The following is a 20,398-nucleotide window of genomic DNA, read 5'->3' on the forward strand; positions in this document are numbered from 1 at the left end:
ACTCAATAATTTTTATTTTCTGGGTCAAGTTGTTATTTACCCAAAAAGATAAATTTTTCCCTTGTTTTTTTATCTTATTCTGGTTAAAAATAGTAGTCACAGGAAGATTGTTCAACAGAAAGGAATTCACATGGCTACCAATGAAGAAGAGCTTCAACAGCTTATCACGATTGATACCCCCAAAGAAACAGAACTCGAAGAATTACAAAAAACACCGATAGAAGAAATACAAAGCAAGTTACAATACATCAATTCCGATACAGAAAAAGACAAGCTCCAAAAAATTACCATAACCAAAGAAATATTCGCAGAAATCAGGAAAAGCCTGCAAGAAACGGTTAAAAGCATGGAAAAAAATCCAAGTATTTTCTCGCGTGCAGCAGAGTACTGGGGTGAATTGCCTCTTTGGCAGAAAATTATTGGGGGTGTCGCCTTAACGGTTCCTACGTTAATTGTTGGAATTATCGCACACATTGGTTTTCTATTGGCCATTTGTGGTGTTACTGCCGTTACGTATACAGCCGGAGGTCTCATTCTTGATGATCATCATAAATGCAGTACCAGCGCTGTCGAAAGCTTGCAAAAAGGTATTTTAGGTTTGGCCGATCTTCTTGAATTGACCATTAATGCCCTGGATATTATTCGCCAACAATTAGCAGTAGAAATTCAAAAATTTGTCAAAGAAAATGCACAGCTTGCAGAACATATCGAGCAGATAAGCAAGCAAATTGATGCGATAGACAGAGAAATTATGGCTACATCCAAAGTAAACGCGGCGTTAGGTGAAACCAAAGATGGATTAGAAGCCGTCTCTGGTTTACTCAAAGAAGGCGTGACCCAGCAAGTTGACTTTTTAAAGCAAAACCGAGAAAAATTAGATCGTATTACTGAAGCATACGGCATCAGTCAAAAGGAACTAACAGAAAAAGTTGGTGAAGTCCAAAAGATACGAAAAGAACTTGGAGAAGATCTTAATCGAGCTAAAGCGATGATAGATACGCTGCACAGTACCATATCGCAATTATCAACTGCTGCCATTGGCAATGAAGAACAACGCCGAGCGTTTCAAGAAAAACTAGACCTCTTCATAAGTAATAAAGAAGCGAGTTTTCTTTTAATCGCCGATCGTATTTGCGAGGCAGAACGAAAGCTTGTATTAACGCAAAAAGAATTAGATAACACCACAGAGCGCTTGAAACAACTCCTTATAGTACAAGAAGGACACATAGACACACTTAAAATGCTGAGCACCCCGTCAGATCAAGCACCCCAAGTAACTGCAGTTGGTGGGCTATTACATAAAAATGGATTTTATGCAGTAAAACAAGAAGTACCCGTTCATGGGAGCGTAGAGGATAGAGTATCACACGAAGCTACCTTGTAATATGATTCATATCTCCCTCCCCTCTCTATATGTTTGCTTAATCTGGAGAGGGGATTTTTTAAGATGTTCTATAGGCCGTGCTTTATTCCTTTTTACCTTCTAAAGTCAAACCATATGCCTTTAAAGCGGCTTTGACTGCGGCACGTTCGCTGATTCGTTGATACCATTCCAATAAATGAGGAAACCGTTGCTCATCAATGGCTTGCTGATAAAAAATTTGAAAGCAGTATATCCAAGGCCAAATTGCCATGTCCGCAATAGTATAATCCTCACCGCCTATATACGAACATTGCGTCAATTGTTTTTCCATAACACCAAGCAAACGATCGCTCTCATCTGCATAACGTTTCAGTGCATAGGGAACCTTTTCCGCTGCACGGTGAAAATGGCCTAATTGGCCAAACATAGGACCTATATGTGCCGCTTGAAAAAAACACCATTGCAAAATCGTGTATTTCTCTACCAATGATTCAGGTAAAAATTTACCATGCTTTTCTGCAAGGTATTCCAATATGGCAACACTTTCAAACAAATAAAAATCTTTTTGTGAATCATATAAAACCGGGATTTTATTATTCGGTGAAATTTTTAAAAATTCCGGGTTAAACTGTTCTCCTTTAGAAATATCAATTAATTTAATCGTATAAGATTGAGACAATTCTTGAAGCATAATTGTCGGTTTAATACCATTAGGCGTACCCAATGAGTACAAGGTATACATAAAAGCCTCCTTGTTTTTAATTCTTGACTTGAAAGTACCGGGGAATTTTTTTCTTAGGCTAAATCCCGTTATGACTCATGACAAGATAGACTATAATTTTAAAGAAACCCAGTTTTTTTAGTCAATCTCTTAGAAATTATATGAAAAAAAGGACTTAACATGAGCTTCAAAGAAAAAGTAGCTATTCTTAGCAGTTCCCGTACGCCTTTTGTCAAATCACAAACCTACTATTTAGGAAAGTCCAATCAGGATTTGCTTGGTGCGGCATTAGCTGATCTCATCAATAAAAACACGATCCAAGGTGAGTTATTAGGTGATTTTATTGCAGGAGCAATCATGAATCATCCTTTTGATTGGAATCTGGCCCGTGAAACTGTTTTAGGCAGCTCCCTTTCTCCTGAAACTCCTGGATTAACCATACAACGTGCCTGTGGTACGGGTTTAGAAGCAGTTAATCTTATCGCCCTAAAAATTGCCAGTGGACAAATCGCGGTAGGTATCGGTGGAGGAACAGATACTAATTCAGATATTCCATTAATTGGCCAAAGAAGGTTGACCCATTTTTTAATCAAATTTCAAAATGCTAAAGGGTTTAAGGAAAAAATGAAGCTGCTCAAGGAGTTCCGGTTAGGCATGTTAAAGCCCGAAGTCCCAGAGGTACGTGAACCGCGAACACACTTATCCATGGGGGAACATTGTGAATTAATGGTTAAAGAATGGGAAATTTCCCGTAAGGATCAAGATGAATTGGCCCTTCGCTCACATCAGAATGCCGTACAAGCCTATGATGAAGGATTTTATGAGGATTTGATTGCACCTCTTGAGTCCTTAAAACGAGATACCATCACCCGCAAAGATACATCTTTGGAAAAACTAACTGCTTTAAAACCTTCTTTTGATAAATCAGATAAAAGCAGTTTGACTGCAGGAAACTCGACTCCACTCACTGATGGCGCCGCCGTTGTTTTATTAAGCACCCCTGAATGGGCAAAAAAACATCACCTGGAACCACTCGCTTATTTTGCGGACTGCGAAGTGGCTGCAGTAGATTTCGTGCATGGCGCAGGCCTATTAATGGCGCCAACCATTGCGGTTGCACGTTTGTTGGCACGGAATCGACTCCAATTACACGATTTTGATTATTATGAAATTCATGAAGCGTTTGCCGGGCAGGTACTCTGCACGTTAAAAGCCTGGGAATCTGCTGAGTACTGCCAAAAAGTTTTGAACCTCAAGAAACCTTTGGGAAGTATTGATACGCAAAAAATGAACATTAAGGGAGGGAGTCTTGCCCTTGGCCATCCCTTCGCGGCTACAGGCGGGCGCTTAGTTGGTGCAGCAGCCAAAATACTGGCTAATCAAGGTCAAGGACGCATTCTTCTAAGTGTCTGCACTGCAGGAGGGATGGGTGTTGCGGCGATTATTGAGCGTTAGCCCTCTTCTTGGATCATGAGATTGGCTTTTCGTTTCTACTCTGCTAATTCATCAAGGGTCAATTAGGGTGTACGTACTGGCTTCTGCATCGTGTATTCTTTCAGAATGCATTTCCCTGGATTTAGTAGCAAAAAAATTACTTGCCAGATAAGCGCTTATCCCCACGGTTGAAGAAACTGTCTCTGTAACAGCCAAAGAAGGATTTTGAGTGGCTCCATTCGGTTTAATGAAAAAACCGCCACCATAAGTAGCGTTTACGGTTGTATCAACTGCTTTTTTTAGTAAAACGTTCAAATTTTCAAAATATAGAGGAACGGTAAAGTTACTCTCACCTAAATCGACTGTTACATTAAAAGGTTGAGTTATCACTGCACCATTATAATGTTCTCCATGTACTTTCTCTCCATTAGGAGGGTACGTGAAATCAGGGAAAACTCTGCCTGAAAAATAGAGAATCGCTGCGGTAACTCCATTACTGAGCATGACTGTAGATATCGAGCGGCTAAACGCTTCAGCACTCACATAAAGGTATTCTTTCAACTGAGGATTGCTAATTTGAATTCCTTTACGGTGAGTGTAAAAACGTCGTTCTTCCCTGTTTTCTTGCCAGTGATTAATATTGGCGCCTAAAGTTTTTAAGACAATGCCTGAACCAATACATATGGTACTCATCGAGCTAACCATGCCTAAGCTGATGTAATCCGTCAGATTATATGCTGGAGTATCATTATTTACCTGGTTACTGTAAGCGAATGGGAGCCATTCAGGAATATTATAATTCAAATTTGTAATATTAATTCCTAGAGAAAAATTACCAACGGCATGCACACCCCCATAGTATGCTGCATTGACTTCCTGCAAAGGAAGCACGTTAGATAGTGCATAGGCAGCTCCGCCAAGAGTACATGCCAGTGTACCGCAATAGCTCATGGTATCTGCCACTGCATGTACCGTTGTATCTAAAACCCAATTGGTTGCCGTCCAAAATCTATCCGCCCATCCCATATCCTACATCCCTTTTAACAAAATTATCTTCGTTTAAAACGTTACTTACATTTTAGGGTCTGTTTACAGCCCCCCTAGTTTTGCTAATAAAAATGAAATTAAAATTTGATTGCTATCAGAACATATCTTGTGCAACCGGTCAATTAGTTACAAGCCGAACTTAAGATGGCGTTTTAAAAGACAAAAGGATATGAACTCTATTACTTTGCTAAAAATGACGCAAATAAGCATTCAACTCATCTGCTCGGTTGGTAAAAAGCCAGTTTACTCCTCGATTTAATTCTCTGTATAAGCTGTATTTAGAATCTACCATACCCACACCGACAATTTTTTCGGCTGCTTTGAATCGGTTAACTATTTTGTTGTTGATCAAAAAATAATGGCCTAGTACACCACCATAATTCTCATTTAAGCTGGCGTTACAAAATTGATGCACATTACAATGTGATGCAACCAGCAAAAGAGCTTCCTTAGGAAATTGCGACAATGAATAAAAAATTGCAGAATCTAGAGTTAACAAATGGTAGTTTTCACCAGCAGATAACCCATTTAAAGCCTCTACTAAAATATCCTCATCCTGAAAAGGTGCTTTTAGCTCAATCAGCAAATGCATACTCTTCCCATAGGCAGCAACAACCTCATTAAGCGTGGGCACATCAGGAGCCAGAGTCCTTAGTTCATTAAAACTCAGGTCAGCAATTGTTCGATCATGGCTCCAGAGACGCTTTAAAGTAGCATCATGATTTACCACCAGTACTTTATCTGCTGTTGTGCGCACGTCAAATTCAATTCCCCAGCAGTTCAATTTTTTTGCCAAATTAAATGCAGCAAGTGTATTTTCAATAATACCCTGTGCATGATTATGGGCGCCTCTATGTGCAATCAAACGAGCAGACTTAACGACTTCCATCGAGGGTTTATCCCTGGGAATGATGGCAAAAAAACCATCCACTGTTTTTTCTAATAAATTAAGAAACACGACAAATTTCCTGATCTCTTTATATTAAGTATAGTTATTCTATGTGGGTAAAATTGAAAACGCAAAAATACTGATTTCTCTTGCAATTTGTGTAAAAATAAGGGGTTTTTAAATCTATGATTGGTATATGCCTTTAATTACCACCAATATTGATCAGGTGATCAATGAATTACGTGAAGGGAAACCTGTAGCCATACCTACAGAAACTGTCTATGGGTTAGCCGCGCCTATTAATAATGAAAAGGCCATTAGAACCGTTTTTGTGATGAAAGATAGACCATTAAATCATCCCTTAATTGTTCATGTCCCACAAAACTGGGATCTCAGTACCCTGGTTGAAGACATTCCTGTTTATGCGCAACAACTCATTAAAAAATTTTGGCCAGGCCCTCTAACTCTTGTCTTACATTGCAAGCGCGATCAAATCGACCCGTTAATTACGGGTGGCCAGACTACTGTCGCCATCAGATGTCCTGCCCATCCTATAGCCCAGGAATTATTGACAAAATTAGGTATCCCGCTGGTCGCTCCATCAGCCAACCCCTTTGGAAAAGTCAGCCCTACTACCGCGCAACATGTTAGCGAATCATTTCCTAACCTAGAGTTAACCATACTAGATGGAGGACGTTGTAGCGTGGGCATTGAATCGACCATCATTGATGCGACCCATGCAGAAAACTATCAAATTTTACGTCATGGTCTTATTGATGAAAAAACTATAGCCAAAGTGATTGCGACTCCTTCCTTCCGCCTTGAGAGTACCCTACGTGTTCCCGGGAAGCTGGAAAGCCATTACCAACCCCAAAAAATCTTATATTATTTTGTCAGTTACGAAGCTCTTGCAGATTTTTGCCAAAAAAATCCAGATGAAGTGTATGTTATTGCACGCAACCGGCCAATGAATATCCCTGAAGATCATTTCCACCTTTTGGCAGATCATCCCGAAGAATTGGCCTTTGACTTATATTATCAATTACGCAAAGCCGATGCAGCCGATGTTCAAATCATTGCAATCGAACTTCCCCCAGAAACAGGAAGTTGGCAAGGAGTGCGGGAACGTATTTTAAAAGCAGGAACCTCTTATTCCAGCTAACTTGAGCCAGAATGCTGCGATTTTAGAGCACCGAAATGGATCATACACGAAGTATGTCAGTATCGGAGCGCAAATCGCCAGCATTTTGGCCAAGAGAGTAGAATTGAAATCTGAAAAAGCCATTGACAGTTCAGCAAAATATGAGTAACTTAGCGCCACAATGCCGAGGTGGTGGAATTGGTAGACACGCTAGCTTCAGGTGCTAGTGGGGGCAACTCCGTGGAGGTTCGAGTCCTCTTCTCGGTACCATTGATAAATTTTAAAACATTAAACTCCTTTATTCTGGATCACCTGGTTTCTTTGTTGTAGTGGTCGGCGTAGTTGGTGTTACTGATGTTGATGTGAGGTTATTCGAAAAAAAATCGATACCAATGCATTTCCCCAGTTCATTACCCCATGTCGATACATTTTTATCGTCTATATTTGCGGGTAATTCTGAATAAAATTTTGTTTTACATTTATCAAAACTGACTGAAATTAATGCCACACATTTATCATAGCTTATATTAGCGTTTGCAAGCAGCTTATTCGTCTTCTGATCATCGACTAATTGCCGACACATTTTCGGTGGAGCTTGCTCTTTAAAAGAGGCCAACCATTCATCTTTAGTTGAACCCTTGCTAGAGGCTGCCAGTGCTATTGTGGAAAACAATATACTGCTCAAGCCGATTATTCCAGTTAAACTTTTATTAGGCATAATGGTTATTCCCTTAAAGGTATTAATAATAAGGATAGACTTAATGTTTTTCTAAAACAAATCGCGCAAGTCATTTTTGTGCACGTAGTAGATTAAAATGAATTCGCTTAGGGTATTATTAGAGCCATTCTATAGGGAGATTTCTCATGAAAATCATTATCGGTGGTGGAACAGGATTAGTTGGTCAAATATTGGTTCCTGAGTTACTTCAGTCTGGACACGAAATTTATGTCATAGGACGCGATGAGGAAAAAATTAAACGTACATTTTCAAGTACAGTTCATGGAACCACTTGGGATAAACTTAATACATTAAACCCAAATGAATTTGATGCGATTATTAATTTGGCTGGTGAAAATATTGCCGATCATCGGTGGAGTCCTAAAACAAAAGAAACGCTCCTTACAAGTCGAATTAAAACAACCAACCAATTAGTTCTTTGGGGTATAAAGGCTGACACCAAAAAACCTCACCTATACAACGCAAGTGCTGTTGGCATTTATGGTTTGCAGAAGAAACTGGCACAAGACCATATTACATTTACCGAAACGACTCCCCCCCTCGACTCTCCTGAAACCAGTTTTGCAAGCCTACTGGTTACTCAGTGGGAAGAAGCTGCCAAAAAAGGGTTTGATGCAGGGATGCCTGTTACTCTCATGCGTTTTGGCGTGATTCTAAAGCGGGGAGGGGGAATGTTAAAAAAACTGGAGTTGCCCGCTCGATATGGAATGGGAGCTGTAGTGGGTTCTGGAGAACAACCTCTGGCGTGGATTGACAGCACCGATCTCGTTGAAGCAATCATGTATTTAATAGCGCACCCAGAGATTACAGGCCCAGTGAATCTAGTAGCACCTGAGAGCGTGTCGCAAAAAACATTTACCAAAACATTTGCCCAGGTATTGAAAAAACCTGCTTTTCTGTGGATGCCGGCATGGATTATACGACTTTTATTTGGTCAAATGGGTGAGGAGTTATTATTATCAGGACAAACCGTTGCACCTCAGCGATTGTCAGAATATCAATTTAACTTCAAATACCCCACTTTATTATCTGCTTTAACTAAAGAATTTGGAGGTTAAAATTATTATGAGTCTTCACTTATTGTCCTTAGATGAAGTCAAACAAAGCATCACCATGAGTCAAGCAATTAAGGCAATGGAAAATGCATTTATTCAATTAGCAAAAAAACAAGTTAAATTACCCTTAAGAACAGGCATTACTATTGATGAAGAAGATGCGCTTACTTTAACCATGCCAGCATATCTGGCTCAAGATAAGGCTTTAGGTTTAAAAGTAGCCTCCATTTTTCCTAAAAATAGTGCACTCAATAAACCCTCTATCACGGGTTTCATCATGTTGCTTGATGCCAGTACTGGCGAACCCATGGCACTCATGGACGCAGCTTATCTGACCGCATTAAGAACCGGAGCAGTTTCTGGATTAGCAACTCAATATTTTGCAGCAGATAATGCAACGCATGTTGCAATCATTGGCTCAGGAGTACAGGCAGAAACACAGCTTCAAGCCGTAGCAAGCGTGCGCGACATAAAGCAGGTATCGGTATGGTCAAGAAACATTAAGAATGCAGAACAATTTGCAACTCAGTTCGCAGACCAATATGCCATCAATGTATTTGACAGCATTTCTTTAGCGGTTAAAGACGCGGATATCATCTGTACTGCAACCGGAAGTGCTGAGCCATTAATCCACTTACATGATATAAGACCACATGTTCATATTAATGCCATAGGCTCACACACTGTCAATATGAAAGAAATCAGCAATGATGTACTGAAACATGCTGTAGTAATTGTTGATCAATTAAGCGCTGTTATGGCCGAAGCAGGTGAAATTATCAGTGCCGTGCAGCAAAATCAGTTAAAACAGGAGAATATCATTGAGATAGGTGATTGGTTAATGCATAAAAATGCAGACTACAAAAACCAGATCACTGTATTCAAATCAGTAGGACTGTCGATACAGGATTTAAGCGTTGCCTCTGTTGTATATCAGAATGCCATGAATAAAAAATTGGGAACTCTATTTGCATTAACATAAGTTTGAGATAAACGTGTAGCCTGGGTGCAGCGCCGCGAAACCCGGGATCGGGAGGCTCTCATTTAATTCGGAAACCCGGGTTCCGCTGCGCTGCACCCAGGCTACATTTCGCGCTGTTTCATTTCACCGAGTGCCTCACCTAAACGGATTGCGCTTCCTGCTTTTAAAGCGGGATTCCAATGTACTTTTGTGTCGCTTGCGAACAGCAAAACTACGGTGGATCCCAATTTAAAGTATCCCATTTCATCGCCTTGGGCCATCTTCTGTTCTTTCTCTTGATTGTATTCAAAATCAACCCGAGTCTTGCTCCGTTTGATATCCCCATGCCAACTGGTTCCTATTGCACCAACAATGGTTGCTCCCACCATTACCATAACCATAGGACCTACTTCGGTAGAAAAAAAGAGAACCAATCGCTCATTTCGCGCAAATAATCTGGGTACAATTCGAACCGTTGAAGGTTGAACTGAAAATAAAGCACCTGGAATATAGGTCATCGAAGTAATTTTGGCATCCATAGGCATATGCACACGATGGTAATCTTTAGGTGACAAATACAAAGTAGCAAAATGCCCATTGATAAATTGAGTGGCCACATCGTTATCACACGCTAAAAAATCAGCCACGGAATAATAACGGCCTTTTGCTTGAATTAATTGACCCTGCTCTATAGCTCCTATTTCACTCACACAACCATCTACAGGTGAAATAATATCCGCATCGGCCAATGGCCTACATCCTGGTTTTAGTTGACGAATAAAAAAATCATTAAAACAAGAGTATGCAGTATGGTCTTCGATCAAAGCCTCACTCATATTAACCTGATATTTTCTTATAAATCGTTCAATGATGTAATTTTTTACTTTGACATTTTTCACTTCAGCCAAACAACCAGCAAGGCTGGTAAGCCCATGCTGAGGAATCAGGTATTGGGGCAATGTTTTTATTAAATCAAAAGACATGTGAAGCTCACAACATTCTAAAAAAGGGAATCATAACCTATACTTCCAGCGGTCACAAACATGGTCGTGATCACTTGGAGTATAGTGGCAAAACGTAACGCGCTTCTTAACAAGTATAGCCGGATGTAAGTTGTAACTGTCGATGCGAAGCAGAAATTGTTTCGTGATGATATCTCAGATTATTAAGATAATGTGTTTTATGTTCTTCCAAATTAAACAGAGAAATTAATTGATATTTTGGCTCTTCCAACATCCCCGGAAACTTAGTAGTTTCTTTTTTAATTGCTTCTACTATTTTGACAAACAAACACTCGTTCAATGTGGAGGACTCACCTCCATTCATAAAGATCATAGCCAGTACTTTCGCATTACAATTTCCATTTAAATAACCTTCTACTTCTGATCTCCTGGAGGCTCCTAAGAGGCTTCCCCATGTCTTCGATTCATATTTTGCTAATGAAGAAGAGATTAAGCTTTTAAATGATTTCTCAGTGAGGGTATCTACCCAATCATAAATCGTCTTATATAACATGGTGATGCCCCCATCACTATAAGGATGAGTAAATCGTTTATCTTTCTTGGCAAAGAACACCACATCTCGAGTAAAATCATTGATGCCCTTTTCAAAACTTTTATCTCTGATCGCAAGATCAACACTTGGTATGGGATGCTTGTGCAACATTTTAGGAGTAAGCCCCTGTATAAGCAAAGTATTCAATGCTCCATCTTGCTGGGTTCCTGAACTTAAAATATAAGCCAAACGATTATCACCACGCTCCTTTGTACTTGATTTTAAATAATTCTTCACCGGTTCAGCCCTTTGGCGGAATGAAAGCGAAGTTACTACTGGCGCATATTTTTTATCTATAATTTCATTTATATATTGTTCCAACTCTTCAGGCTTGAGACTTTTTGCCCAAACAAATAATGAATCATGATATTGTTGTTTCACATCTTCATGCGTAAAAGGCAACACTTCTCGTTTCACGGCAAGTAATGCTTCTTCCATGAGTTCGTCTGTAGTGGTCAAATGCAATTGGAAATTGACCTGTTCTGCAATGAGCTTAAGGCTTGATGCAATACCATTAAATTCAGCAGCATAAGTTGTTGTATTCGCCAAGGCCTGGCGAATTTTTAGATTATACGTTTGATGAAGTAAACTCAGTTTATTTGAAAATTCAAGATTGTCTTCTTCGGTAAGATTCTGACGTTTTTTTTCATAATAGGCCTTTGTGACTTCACGAAACTCGTTAACAAAGGCAATCAAAGATAATAATGCATCACGCAACTTACTGTCTTTATCAACACTAATCTTTGCTTCAATAACATCTGCGGAAAGAACGGGTAAGTTTCCGAATAACTCCCATGCACTGGTTAACGTGTCATCGGTGGCTTTTTTGCTTACCAGTTCAGAAATTTGCACATAGGGAGGATTGGTGGCTTCTTTAAGTAACGAGTTTGTTAGTCTGTAAGAACTGTAGATCAACTCTTTCATTACTGGTGCAAATGCATCACGCCAGACCTGATGATATCGTTTTTGTAATTCATCAGGATTGTACTTTAGATCTTCTTCTTTAGCATAAGTTGTTTTATTTTCCTTTTTGATCCATTCCAGTATCTTGCGATAAAAAGAAGGTTTTCTATAAAGATCTAAATAAGTAGGCGACAATGGTAACCCATAGCCGTTATCAGTACAGCCCATGTAAAAGACCACTACTCGATATAAGTTATCATAGTGTTCTTGATATAAATCCATCATAAAATCAACAAATGATTTTTTGTCCGTCTCTTTATTGCAAAAGCGAGGATACAGCGATTCATATTTTGCCCGTAAGCTGGGATCTGTCTCATCTAAAGAGGTGTAATTTAAAGGCATATCGCCAAAGAGCTCTGTTAAGCGTTTACGTTGTAGCTCCGGTTGATACGTTAATAAGGCCTTTAAAGCGGCGGCCAGTTTCTGTTCCTGGGCAACAGAGTTCTGCGCCAAGCGCGCAAACTCGACTGGGTCGGCATAAGCTTTAGGTAATAGTTTGCGGGCTACATTAGGTACAATGGCCGGAATGGTAACTTGTCCTGGATTTTCATAAGAAGGCCAATGATAAGGCATGGATTCCTGAACATTGGGAAAAGCCTCATAATCACGAACCGTGAGCGTTACATGTTCCTTAGGTACTCCGATCACTGTTCTTGGTTCTTTCATATGGATGGTGAACCAATAGAAGAACATATCAAAATCAATATCCGCAGTCAGCTCTTCAGCTATACCGAGATTATGAGGATGCGAATCATCATCATCTAGGAACCATCGGCCAAGCAAAGTTTCCATGATGTCTTTTTCGACCAGAGTTTTTACGCTGGGGGCAACTTGTTCCTTTAAAGTACTGTTAACAGGAATGCCCTGACTCGCATAATGGAGCGGTTTAAAACCCTCAATACCAATGGATAGCGTACCGATTAATTTATCTTGTGTGTGGCCTCTTTTGGAGGTGATTTCCAGAATACTACTTTTTACATTTTGAAGTTGTTCTATAGTTAAAGGTCGTTCAGGATTAAAGTTTGGTATATCCTTGATCGCAATGGAATCCTTTATTAAGCCCTCAGGAGTTTTAACAGTGTATTCGAAGACGTCTTTTTGCTGTAATTCAATATAAAGTGTGTTATCTTTTATATCTTGCTTATCTTCTGGCATTAATTCGAGAGCCGACTCCTCGAATACCAAACGCTCTTCAGCCGATCTTTTTCCTTGAAATAACCTTTTGAATGATGAAGTTGCTACACTAATTTTGGCTAATAACTCAGGATAGTGATTTTTAGGCTCTAATTTTTTAAAATAAGCCCTCTTGACAACACCATCTTCTTCAAAGGAAACTTTCCATGTTTCATGAGAACTATCTGAAATTCTTTCTATATAATTGAGTTTACTATTTCTGAGTGCTTTTTTTGGAATTCCCATATTTTAATCCATTAAATCCCATTCGTCCTTTTAGAATAGTTCATATTAGGCAGAAATATTCAATAAGTTCAAGAATAATTTTCAAACAGATAACAAGGAAACTAAACAGTTAAGATTCAAATACTTAATGGATTACTAAAAAAAATCGCCCATCTCATGTCACACTGTTTTTTTATGAAAACTCATGCAAATTGCATGCCTGATATGTAAGAATGCCCAGCCCGGAGGGAGATTTGTTCCGGGCTAAGGCTGTAACCTTTTTTGGTTACATTGATTAACTCATTTGACACCAAGATAGGGGGAAACACACTCCATTTTCATCTGCGTTCTCTAGATCGATAAGTTTAAGCACTTCCTTATCCAGCTTGCGTATTTCCTCTCCTGAGCGACTCTGGTTAAAAAACCAGAAATTACCAGTCTTGTAGTATTTATATGCATTAGGCGCCGCAAAGGGAATACAGCTAATTATATTAGCAATAACCATTAAAGCATTGTATAAAAATCTATATAAATCTGACTCAATTTCAGGATCGACAATTTTAAGCACTTCTTTTTCAGCGTTCTTTAATGTAGGGCGCACATCGGCATAAGGATTCATAAGCGCATCATAAGAAAGGTTGTACAATGTTTTTCTATATGTTTCTTCTGCACCTTTCCACTTTTTATGCATTTCACTGGATGATTTAGACCCTGCTAAGCGTTCATGAATTATTTTGCATTGAGCCTCAACCCGCAAAATAACTTGTCGAAACCGTGCCGCCTCTTCACTCTCATCCCGTGCCGCCAATTCGATCAATTCTTTTCTGAGCTTTAAGTCTTGCATTTGCCTGACACAAATAAAACGCTCGCGCAAGCTTTTAGCCAAAGCCAATTGTACTGGATCTTTTATGGCCAGGACTTTATTGCCTTGAGTCTGTATCCCGTGCACTACCCCGCTATAAAGAACTTCCATTAATAACGTTCGCGTTTTATCTTCCACATTCGCTAACTGTGGTAAAAGCAAACGTAAAGCCTGTCCTTTATTGTCCTTCTCTAATACCAAGTGATATGTTTGAAGAGGGGCAGTAATACCTGATTTTTTTAATAAAAGTAATGCTGTGCTTGCTGCTTTTAACTCATCAAGGGTTAGCTTACGCAATCTTGATGTTACATCATGAAGCTCTTGAAATTCTTTAGCGAAATGATAGGCGATTGATTTTTGTAAATGTTGGTGGGGATTTAAAGCAAGCTTTTCCAGTTCTTCAATAGTAACGGTTTTTGTTTGGTCTAAAGCCACCAAGCTTGAAGCCAATAAAGGATATTTCTTTGTTGCAGCAATAATTTGTTGATAACCATCTTCAGATAAAGATCCTTTGACCCAAAAAATCAAACAAAGTCGTCTGCAGTCTTCTTCAGGTATAGAAAGAATCAGTTTTAATTCGTCACGTTTGGGTTTAGATTCTTTAAAAAACTTAGGAACATCTTCTGTGAGTGCCGGCTCTAACTCAACTAAACTGTCTATAGCTCGGTAATAAGCTTCTTCAGATAAAATAACTTGAATTAAATCATCTGGATAGGATTGTTGAATTAAAAACGGGATTAACTTAATTTGTGTCTCATCCTTCATGTAGCCACTGAACTTTCTAATCAACTCAAGATTGGTAAGTAGCTTTCGGTTTTGCTCAAGAATGCCTTTTTCGTAAAATACGATGAGCATTTTTAATAAACTTTTATTAATGCGTTCATCATCAGTGAATATGGACTGAATTCCCTGAATTTCTTTACGTAATGGACTGGATTCAGATAAAAGCTCCTTGAGCAGAGAAACGGACAAAGGAAGCTCATCCAGTATTTTGTATTGAAAAAGCAAATCCAGGGCTGGATTCTCTGCAAATAAGGCGGATAAATTAAGTTCAGCAAAAGGAATCGGTTCGCGAAGGGTTGCCGTTTCTTGCGCTACCTGGAGTTTTCGCATCAATAGAGTAATACGATGAAAACGTAAGTTAATCTCGTTATTCTCATGAACTGCATTTTGTAATAAAAAGCCCGGAATAGCAGAACCAATCTGCTGTAATAAGGGTTCTATAGATGACACAGGGGAAACGGTCACCCCAGCATCAAGCGATCGAATATACGGTGTTAAATCAAAGCTTGATACACAGATAATTTCTCGGGTTTGTGGACCTGCATGACCATTTTTTATTAAACCGAGCACCCACTGTTTCGGGTCATCCTTTCGATACATCACCATAATGCCGCAGTCTTCTCCCGCGTCATTAATGTAGGCAAAATCCTGGCGACCTAAATTCGCTTTGTAAACCTCCGAGTCTTCCTTTTCTTTTCTGAGTGGCTCAGGCCCAAATAAATAGGATAGATTTCCTGCAGTCATATTACCAGGCAGATAATATTTCCCCAGAGCATGTTTGCGCCAGATAGTAAAATGTCTTATTGCGTGCTGTATCGTACCCAAAAAATTAACCGTTGGGAGATCCCCAATTATTTTTGTGTCATCTTTTTGTCCTGCAACGACCCAGCCCTGTCCAAAAGCATGGAAAATTTGTTCTGCGTTTCCCTTCAGCAAATAAGGCATAATTCATTCTCAATATGACAAATTGAGAGTATTATAACCAGGAATTCATCGAGATGGTGACGGTTTTTTGCTAAAATTGCATTTTTAATACCTTTTAAGGCATCAGATTGTAGCCTGGGTGAACGAAGTGGAACCCGGGTTTCGGCCTTACAGGCCTTCACCCAGGCTACCCTTAAGTTAATTAATGAACGGTTACTAATTTACTGATAATAAATTTCCAGGCAATGAAAAAATATGAAATGCACTATCATAGGCGCAGGCCGATTAGGTAAAAATATCGCATTTGCCTTATCTAAAGCTCATCTCATCTCATCCTTTTCCATTTGTAATCGCAGTTTGGAAAGTGCACAAAAGGCGAGTCAGGAGATTGGTTCCGGTCAGGTAATTGACAAAATTGCGCACTTACCCGCAGCTGAAGTAATCTGGATATGCTGTAATGATGATGCCATTCACAATGCCGTAGAAATCCTCACTCATACTGATGTCTTAAAGCCGGGTAATTTTGTTATTCACTGCAGTGGGGTTTTGAGTTCAGCTGTATTGGCTCCTTTAAGAAAACAAGGCTGCTTGGTCGCTAGTTTTCATCCTTTAAAAGCATTTAAAGCAAATTATCTGGAGTCCACTGCGTTTTATCAAGTTGATTGTGTTTTGGAAGGTGACGCTGAAGTATGCGCGTGGCTAAAAAGCGTATTCAATCAGTTAGGTTCTCATCTCATTACCATTAAGCCGGAGGCAAAAACAGCATATCATGCTGCAGCATGTATGGCTTCGAATTACTTAATTACCTTGGCATCTTGCAGTGAAGAATTGTTTCTTAAAGCAGGTATCGATGCACAACAAAGTCGACGGATGATAGTCAATTTAATGCAAGGTAATTTAAATAACTTACAACAAACAGAACGTATTGCAGAGTCACTCACAGGACCATTAGTAAGAGGCGATGTGCAAACCATTGCGTTGCATTTAGATTCGATAGAAAATCCAGAGATCAAGCGTTTATACCAAAGTGCAGCATTGAGCACCTTGCCCCTCACCCAATTACCCGAAGAAATAAAAGAAAAAATCAGAAGTCTTTGTAGTTGAGGTTCTTACTAAAAAGAATGAGTTCTCCAATGTCCTAGGATACAGCGCCCTTCAACCAGGGCAAATATAACCATGGAACAATACAGTGCCAAAGACATTTAATGTCCTTAGAAACTCGTAGGGGTATATGGCTCAGTCTGTTCTGACTCCCCTTTTTTCGTAGGGATAACACCAAGTCCCTCGTTATGCTCACTTACTAAGTCAATTTGTAATCGCGGTGATACCTCTCGCTGCTTTGGAATCTCTTTAACCCCCAAACGATCTACCAGTGTTTTTGGACCATCATTAAATTCAGGCTCAACAACTTTGACTTTGGCCACTTCTTTCTCAAATTGAAACTCATATCCTTCATGAGATTTCCCCTTGGCTTTCTTAAATCCATCCTTTTCCGTACTCGTTAATTCTGTTCCACCTTTCTTCTTATTAAATAATTCATCTTCCTTTAACACCTCTAAAACTACCTCACGAGTACGTTTGTCCTGGCCTTTATGTGCCTGGGTTTTACTTGCACCGGTAGCATCAAGATTCATCTCTCTATCTGCCGCATTGTTGGTGTCAATTAATTGATTTACATAGAATTTTCTCACTGGAGGAATCGCTAATAATGGAAATGTTGCCAGAGCAACTAATCCTAGAGCGATTCGTGCAGACCAGCGCAAGAACGAGCTTTTTATATCTTGTATAAATGAAAAACTACTTACTTTTGCTGCCCCTCCTTGATCTTCGCGAGAAATGGCTGCGGCACCGCCGTGCATATTACATTTACTTACTGATACAGCAATCGCAGCGCGTAACGCATCGGGATCAGCTGTTTCTCCTTTCGCATACGCTTTCATTTGAGCATAAATCGCTTTTTCATGCTCTTGCAGCTTATCCAGCTTTCCATCGTTATGTTCTACACGCTCATGAATACTTTTCAATAAGGCAAAGCGCAACATGACATCCTGATTACGCTCATTACCACTTTTACAGCCACCAGTTGATGCCCATTCGATGTACATACTAAGCGCTTGACTCAGTTGACCATAGCGTACGTCCCAATGCTGGTTGGTGGCAATCATTCGTGCAAGTGCATTGGAAGCCAATGAAGGTAAATCGTCAACATCCTCTTGTTGCGATAGCCCGCTTTCTAATTCTTTTTTAAATGCTCTGATCTCCTTAATTAAAGTATCACCCGCTATTGACTGAGCGAAATACTTTGGTCTTTGTTTATCATCTAAAAAAGTACCATACTGCTCAAGTACTCTAGCATTGATAGCGGTGATTTTTTCCTTTACTTCTTCACTTAAATAAGCACTATTTTCTTCAAGCGTGTGCAGCATGGCCATTTCGGCACTTAAGGTAATGTCATCCAGTTCCACAGAACCGGTAACGAAACTTCTATCATCTCGATAACCTAAATCCCGAGTGTGACGATTGGTACCGATGTTTTGTACGTATAAGAAATTTTTGTTTAGGTATTGTTTTATATCTTTCACAGTATCTTGTAGTTCTACAAGTCGCTGCGTGTATTCTACAACCTCTTCATCTTTGGGTTTTTTCCCTTTATGCTCCTCAAGCTCCTCTTCAAGTTTTTTCAAAAGAGCCCTATCTCCCAAATTATATTCTTCCTTTTTCTTAAGCTCTTGCACACGTACGTGACCTTGTGCATTAAACTCATGCATGGCCTGAATCATGTAAAGTGCACTGGCTCTTTGTCGGTTATTATTATCTCCTATAGTTTCAAATGCCTCTGAATGAAACGAAGTAAATAAATTCTCTACGACAGGGCCATCTTTTCCACCTCGCATATCACGCATTTGCTCGTGGAGAAAACCGAATTTTTTTACTAGATCCTCTCTAATTTTCTGAGCATTCATCGTGGGATGAAAAACCAGCGCTGGTGAGGGGATGCGTGCACTCACAGCGGAAGTTGGATGCAATACACCATTTTCATCTCGATAAGTATAGGTAACTCGCCTAAAAGCCGCTTGATCTTCTGCTTGTAACCCTGGAATAAACGAAGGTTTGTCATGTGCTGTATGTTTAGTTCCACTTATTAACATCCCTTGTTGTAAGTAATTGGACGTGTAAAAATAGTCATATCCTGTAGCCGTCTCCGCAGTAAAGACATGTTTATTCAACTCGCCGCTTAGTTTTTGCATGTATCCTAAAACAGTTTCTCTAGTACGCTTCTTAATTAGAGCCTCTTGCTCTGCTTTCGTTAGGCTTCCAGAAGTTAAGTTCCCTTCGTCATCAAATTTTAAATCCTGATGCTTCTTAAGCAGGTCCTTTTGTTCTTCTTTCGTTAACTTTCCTTCTTCATCAAATTCTAAAGATAACGCTACGCGTTCTTTTAAATGCGCAACGACTCCTTCTATAAGTGCTTTTTTTGCAGATTCAGCTAATTTAACTCTTTCTTTGGCCAAATTTTTATTAAGTTTATTTACATCAACCTTACCATTTGGATCACTGGATTTTTTAACGGCTTCCTTATAAGCTTTGGCCACTTCATCCTGAACCTTCAGCGCTGCATTATGGCGAATATTTTGCCACGCATCATGACTAATTGTTTCCTTCTTTTCACCATAGGTTATGGAACGCCTCTCAAATGTTCTTGCCATTAAATTCATATGCGCATAAGTTTCTTCAAAAGAGGCAACCATGCTTGCTCTTTGATGAGAAAGAAGCGGCTGTCCACCATATTTTTTTACAAACTTATCCCTTAGCCTCTTATGCACATCGGTGCCTTCACCATTTACTTGACCACTTAAATCAATAGAACATAAAGTAGTGTCAGTAGGTGTACGACCACCAAGGACCTTTTTAAGCCCCGCTTTAATCTCTATACCTTGTCTATCGTCAACATTCGGCATGTTTAGAGCAGCTTCTATCTTCTTAAGTACCTTTTCTTGTTCTTTTTCAGATAGTGTTAACTCGTAAATTAAACGAGCTTGGGGATCAAACAATAAATCATCACGCTTCTTAAGTATCTTGCTTTGTTCCTCTGCGGGTAAATTCCCTGAGGTTAACTGTCCATGCTCATTAAACTCTAAACCCTCGTACTTCTTCTTCACTTCTTCTTGTTCTTGTGCTGTTAGAACTATATGTCCCTCCTTATCAAGCAAGGTGACCTTACTTCTTACACGCTCAAGGGTTATTTCACGCAAGTAATCTTGATAGATGGCATTGGCTTTGGCTGTAGCATATCGTTGCTGTTCGATTTTTATTCCATCTCGTACTTCTTGAGATAGACTATTCTGGAAACCAGGATCATTTAAACTCGCTAAGGCTTTTCGTTCATCACTTCCTTCAGCTGTTTCGCCTGCTTTAAAGAGTAATTTCTGATAAATTGCAATTTTGACATCATCTCTTAAATTTCTAAAATTTTCTTGATAATGCCCCTCACCTGCTGCGATAAGATCTTTAAAAGTTTTTGAGAGTGCCATGCATCGGCTCCTACTTAAGCTTATGATTATAT

14 protein-coding genes and 1 tRNA gene are annotated in these 20,398 nt (G+C 39.5%); 7 read left to right on the forward strand and 8 right to left on the reverse strand.

Translation table 11 applies throughout. The features are described 5' to 3' along the window. Positions 1–130 precede the first annotated feature (130 nt). A complete protein-coding gene (locus tag Lani_RS11120; RefSeq protein WP_019232635.1) occupies positions 131–1,384 on the forward strand; it encodes a LegC2/C7 family Dot/Icm T4SS effector in 1,254 nt (417 codons plus the stop codon). Between the two features lie 82 nt (positions 1,385–1,466). Here the strand turns inward: Lani_RS11120 and Lani_RS11125 are convergent, their stop codons facing one another. Beyond that, complete coding sequence (locus Lani_RS11125; protein WP_019232636.1) at positions 1,467–2,105, reverse strand: glutathione S-transferase family protein; 639 nt, start codon at positions 2,103–2,105, stop codon at positions 1,467–1,469. 159 nt (positions 2,106–2,264) lie between these two features. Between Lani_RS11125 and Lani_RS11130 the strand changes: the two genes are divergently transcribed. Beyond that, a complete protein-coding gene (locus tag Lani_RS11130; RefSeq protein ID WP_019232637.1) occupies positions 2,265–3,539 on the forward strand; it encodes an acetyl-CoA C-acetyltransferase in 1,275 nt (424 codons plus the stop codon). Between the two features lie 51 nt (positions 3,540–3,590). Here Lani_RS11130 and Lani_RS11135 read toward each other — a convergent pair whose 3' ends face one another. Together Lani_RS11135 and Lani_RS11140 are read right to left on the reverse strand one after the other, a co-directional pair. Next, positions 3,591–4,544: a hypothetical protein gene (locus tag Lani_RS11135; protein ID WP_019232638.1), complete on the reverse strand. Its 954-nt coding sequence runs from the start codon at positions 4,542–4,544 to the stop codon at positions 3,591–3,593. A 208-nt stretch (positions 4,545–4,752) separates the two neighbouring features. Further along, complete coding sequence (locus Lani_RS11140; protein ID WP_019232639.1) at positions 4,753–5,523, reverse strand: glycerophosphodiester phosphodiesterase; 771 nt, start codon at positions 5,521–5,523, stop codon at positions 4,753–4,755. A 127-nt stretch (positions 5,524–5,650) separates the two neighbouring features. On the opposite strand from Lani_RS11140, the gene Lani_RS11145 reads away from it, so the two are divergent. Both Lani_RS11145 and Lani_RS11150 read left to right on the forward strand, forming a co-directional pair. Next, positions 5,651–6,616, forward strand: coding sequence for an L-threonylcarbamoyladenylate synthase (locus tag Lani_RS11145; protein ID WP_019232640.1), 966 nt, complete (start codon positions 5,651–5,653; stop codon positions 6,614–6,616). A gap of 162 nt (positions 6,617–6,778) precedes the next feature. Then, positions 6,779–6,865: transfer RNA gene (locus Lani_RS11150), tRNA-Leu, on the forward strand. A gap of 28 nt (positions 6,866–6,893) precedes the next feature. Here the strand turns inward: Lani_RS11150 and Lani_RS11155 are convergent. Then, entirely contained in the window at positions 6,894–7,313 is a 420-nt protein-coding gene (locus Lani_RS11155) for a hypothetical protein (protein WP_019232641.1), read from the reverse strand. 146 nt (positions 7,314–7,459) lie between these two features. Here Lani_RS11155 and Lani_RS11160 point away from each other — a divergent pair, with 146 nt between their 5' ends. Then, positions 7,460–8,392 carry a TIGR01777 family oxidoreductase gene (locus Lani_RS11160; protein WP_019232642.1) on the forward strand — a complete coding sequence of 311 codons (933 nt, stop codon included), beginning with the start codon at positions 7,460–7,462 and terminating at the stop codon, positions 8,390–8,392. Between the two features lie 7 nt (positions 8,393–8,399). Continuing rightward, positions 8,400–9,371: an ornithine cyclodeaminase family protein gene (locus Lani_RS11165; RefSeq protein ID WP_019232643.1), complete on the forward strand. Its 972-nt coding sequence runs from the start codon at positions 8,400–8,402 to the stop codon at positions 9,369–9,371. A 101-nt stretch (positions 9,372–9,472) separates the two neighbouring features. Here Lani_RS11165 and asd read toward each other — a convergent pair whose 3' ends face one another. The 3 genes from asd to Lani_RS11180 form a co-directional block, all read right to left on the reverse strand. Beyond that, the gene (asd, locus tag Lani_RS11170; RefSeq protein WP_019232644.1) at positions 9,473–10,333 is read right to left on the reverse strand and encodes an archaetidylserine decarboxylase; all 861 of its coding nucleotides are present in this window, start codon (positions 10,331–10,333) and stop codon (positions 9,473–9,475) included. 106 nt (positions 10,334–10,439) lie between these two features. Next, positions 10,440–13,286 (reverse strand): hypothetical protein, encoded by a 2,847-nt coding sequence (locus Lani_RS11175; RefSeq protein WP_019232645.1) that lies wholly within the window; start codon positions 13,284–13,286, stop codon positions 10,440–10,442. 274 nt (positions 13,287–13,560) lie between these two features. After that, on the reverse strand, positions 13,561–15,855 hold the full coding sequence (locus Lani_RS11180) for a hypothetical protein (protein ID WP_019232646.1): 2,295 nt from the start codon (positions 15,853–15,855) through the stop codon (positions 13,561–13,563). A 234-nt stretch (positions 15,856–16,089) separates the two neighbouring features. Here Lani_RS11180 and Lani_RS11185 point away from each other — a divergent pair, with 234 nt between their 5' ends. After that, positions 16,090–16,938: a Rossmann-like and DUF2520 domain-containing protein gene (locus Lani_RS11185; protein ID WP_019232647.1), complete on the forward strand. Its 849-nt coding sequence runs from the start codon at positions 16,090–16,092 to the stop codon at positions 16,936–16,938. Between the two features lie 107 nt (positions 16,939–17,045). Here Lani_RS11185 and Lani_RS11190 read toward each other — a convergent pair whose 3' ends face one another. Then, positions 17,046–20,366 (reverse strand): hypothetical protein, encoded by a 3,321-nt coding sequence (locus tag Lani_RS11190; RefSeq protein WP_019232648.1) that lies wholly within the window; start codon positions 20,364–20,366, stop codon positions 17,046–17,048. Positions 20,367–20,398 lie beyond the last annotated feature (32 nt).

Origin of the sequence: Legionella anisa, from assembly GCF_001467525.1 — a bacterium.
GTDB classification, from domain to species: Bacteria; Pseudomonadota; Gammaproteobacteria; order Legionellales; family Legionellaceae; genus Legionella; species Legionella anisa.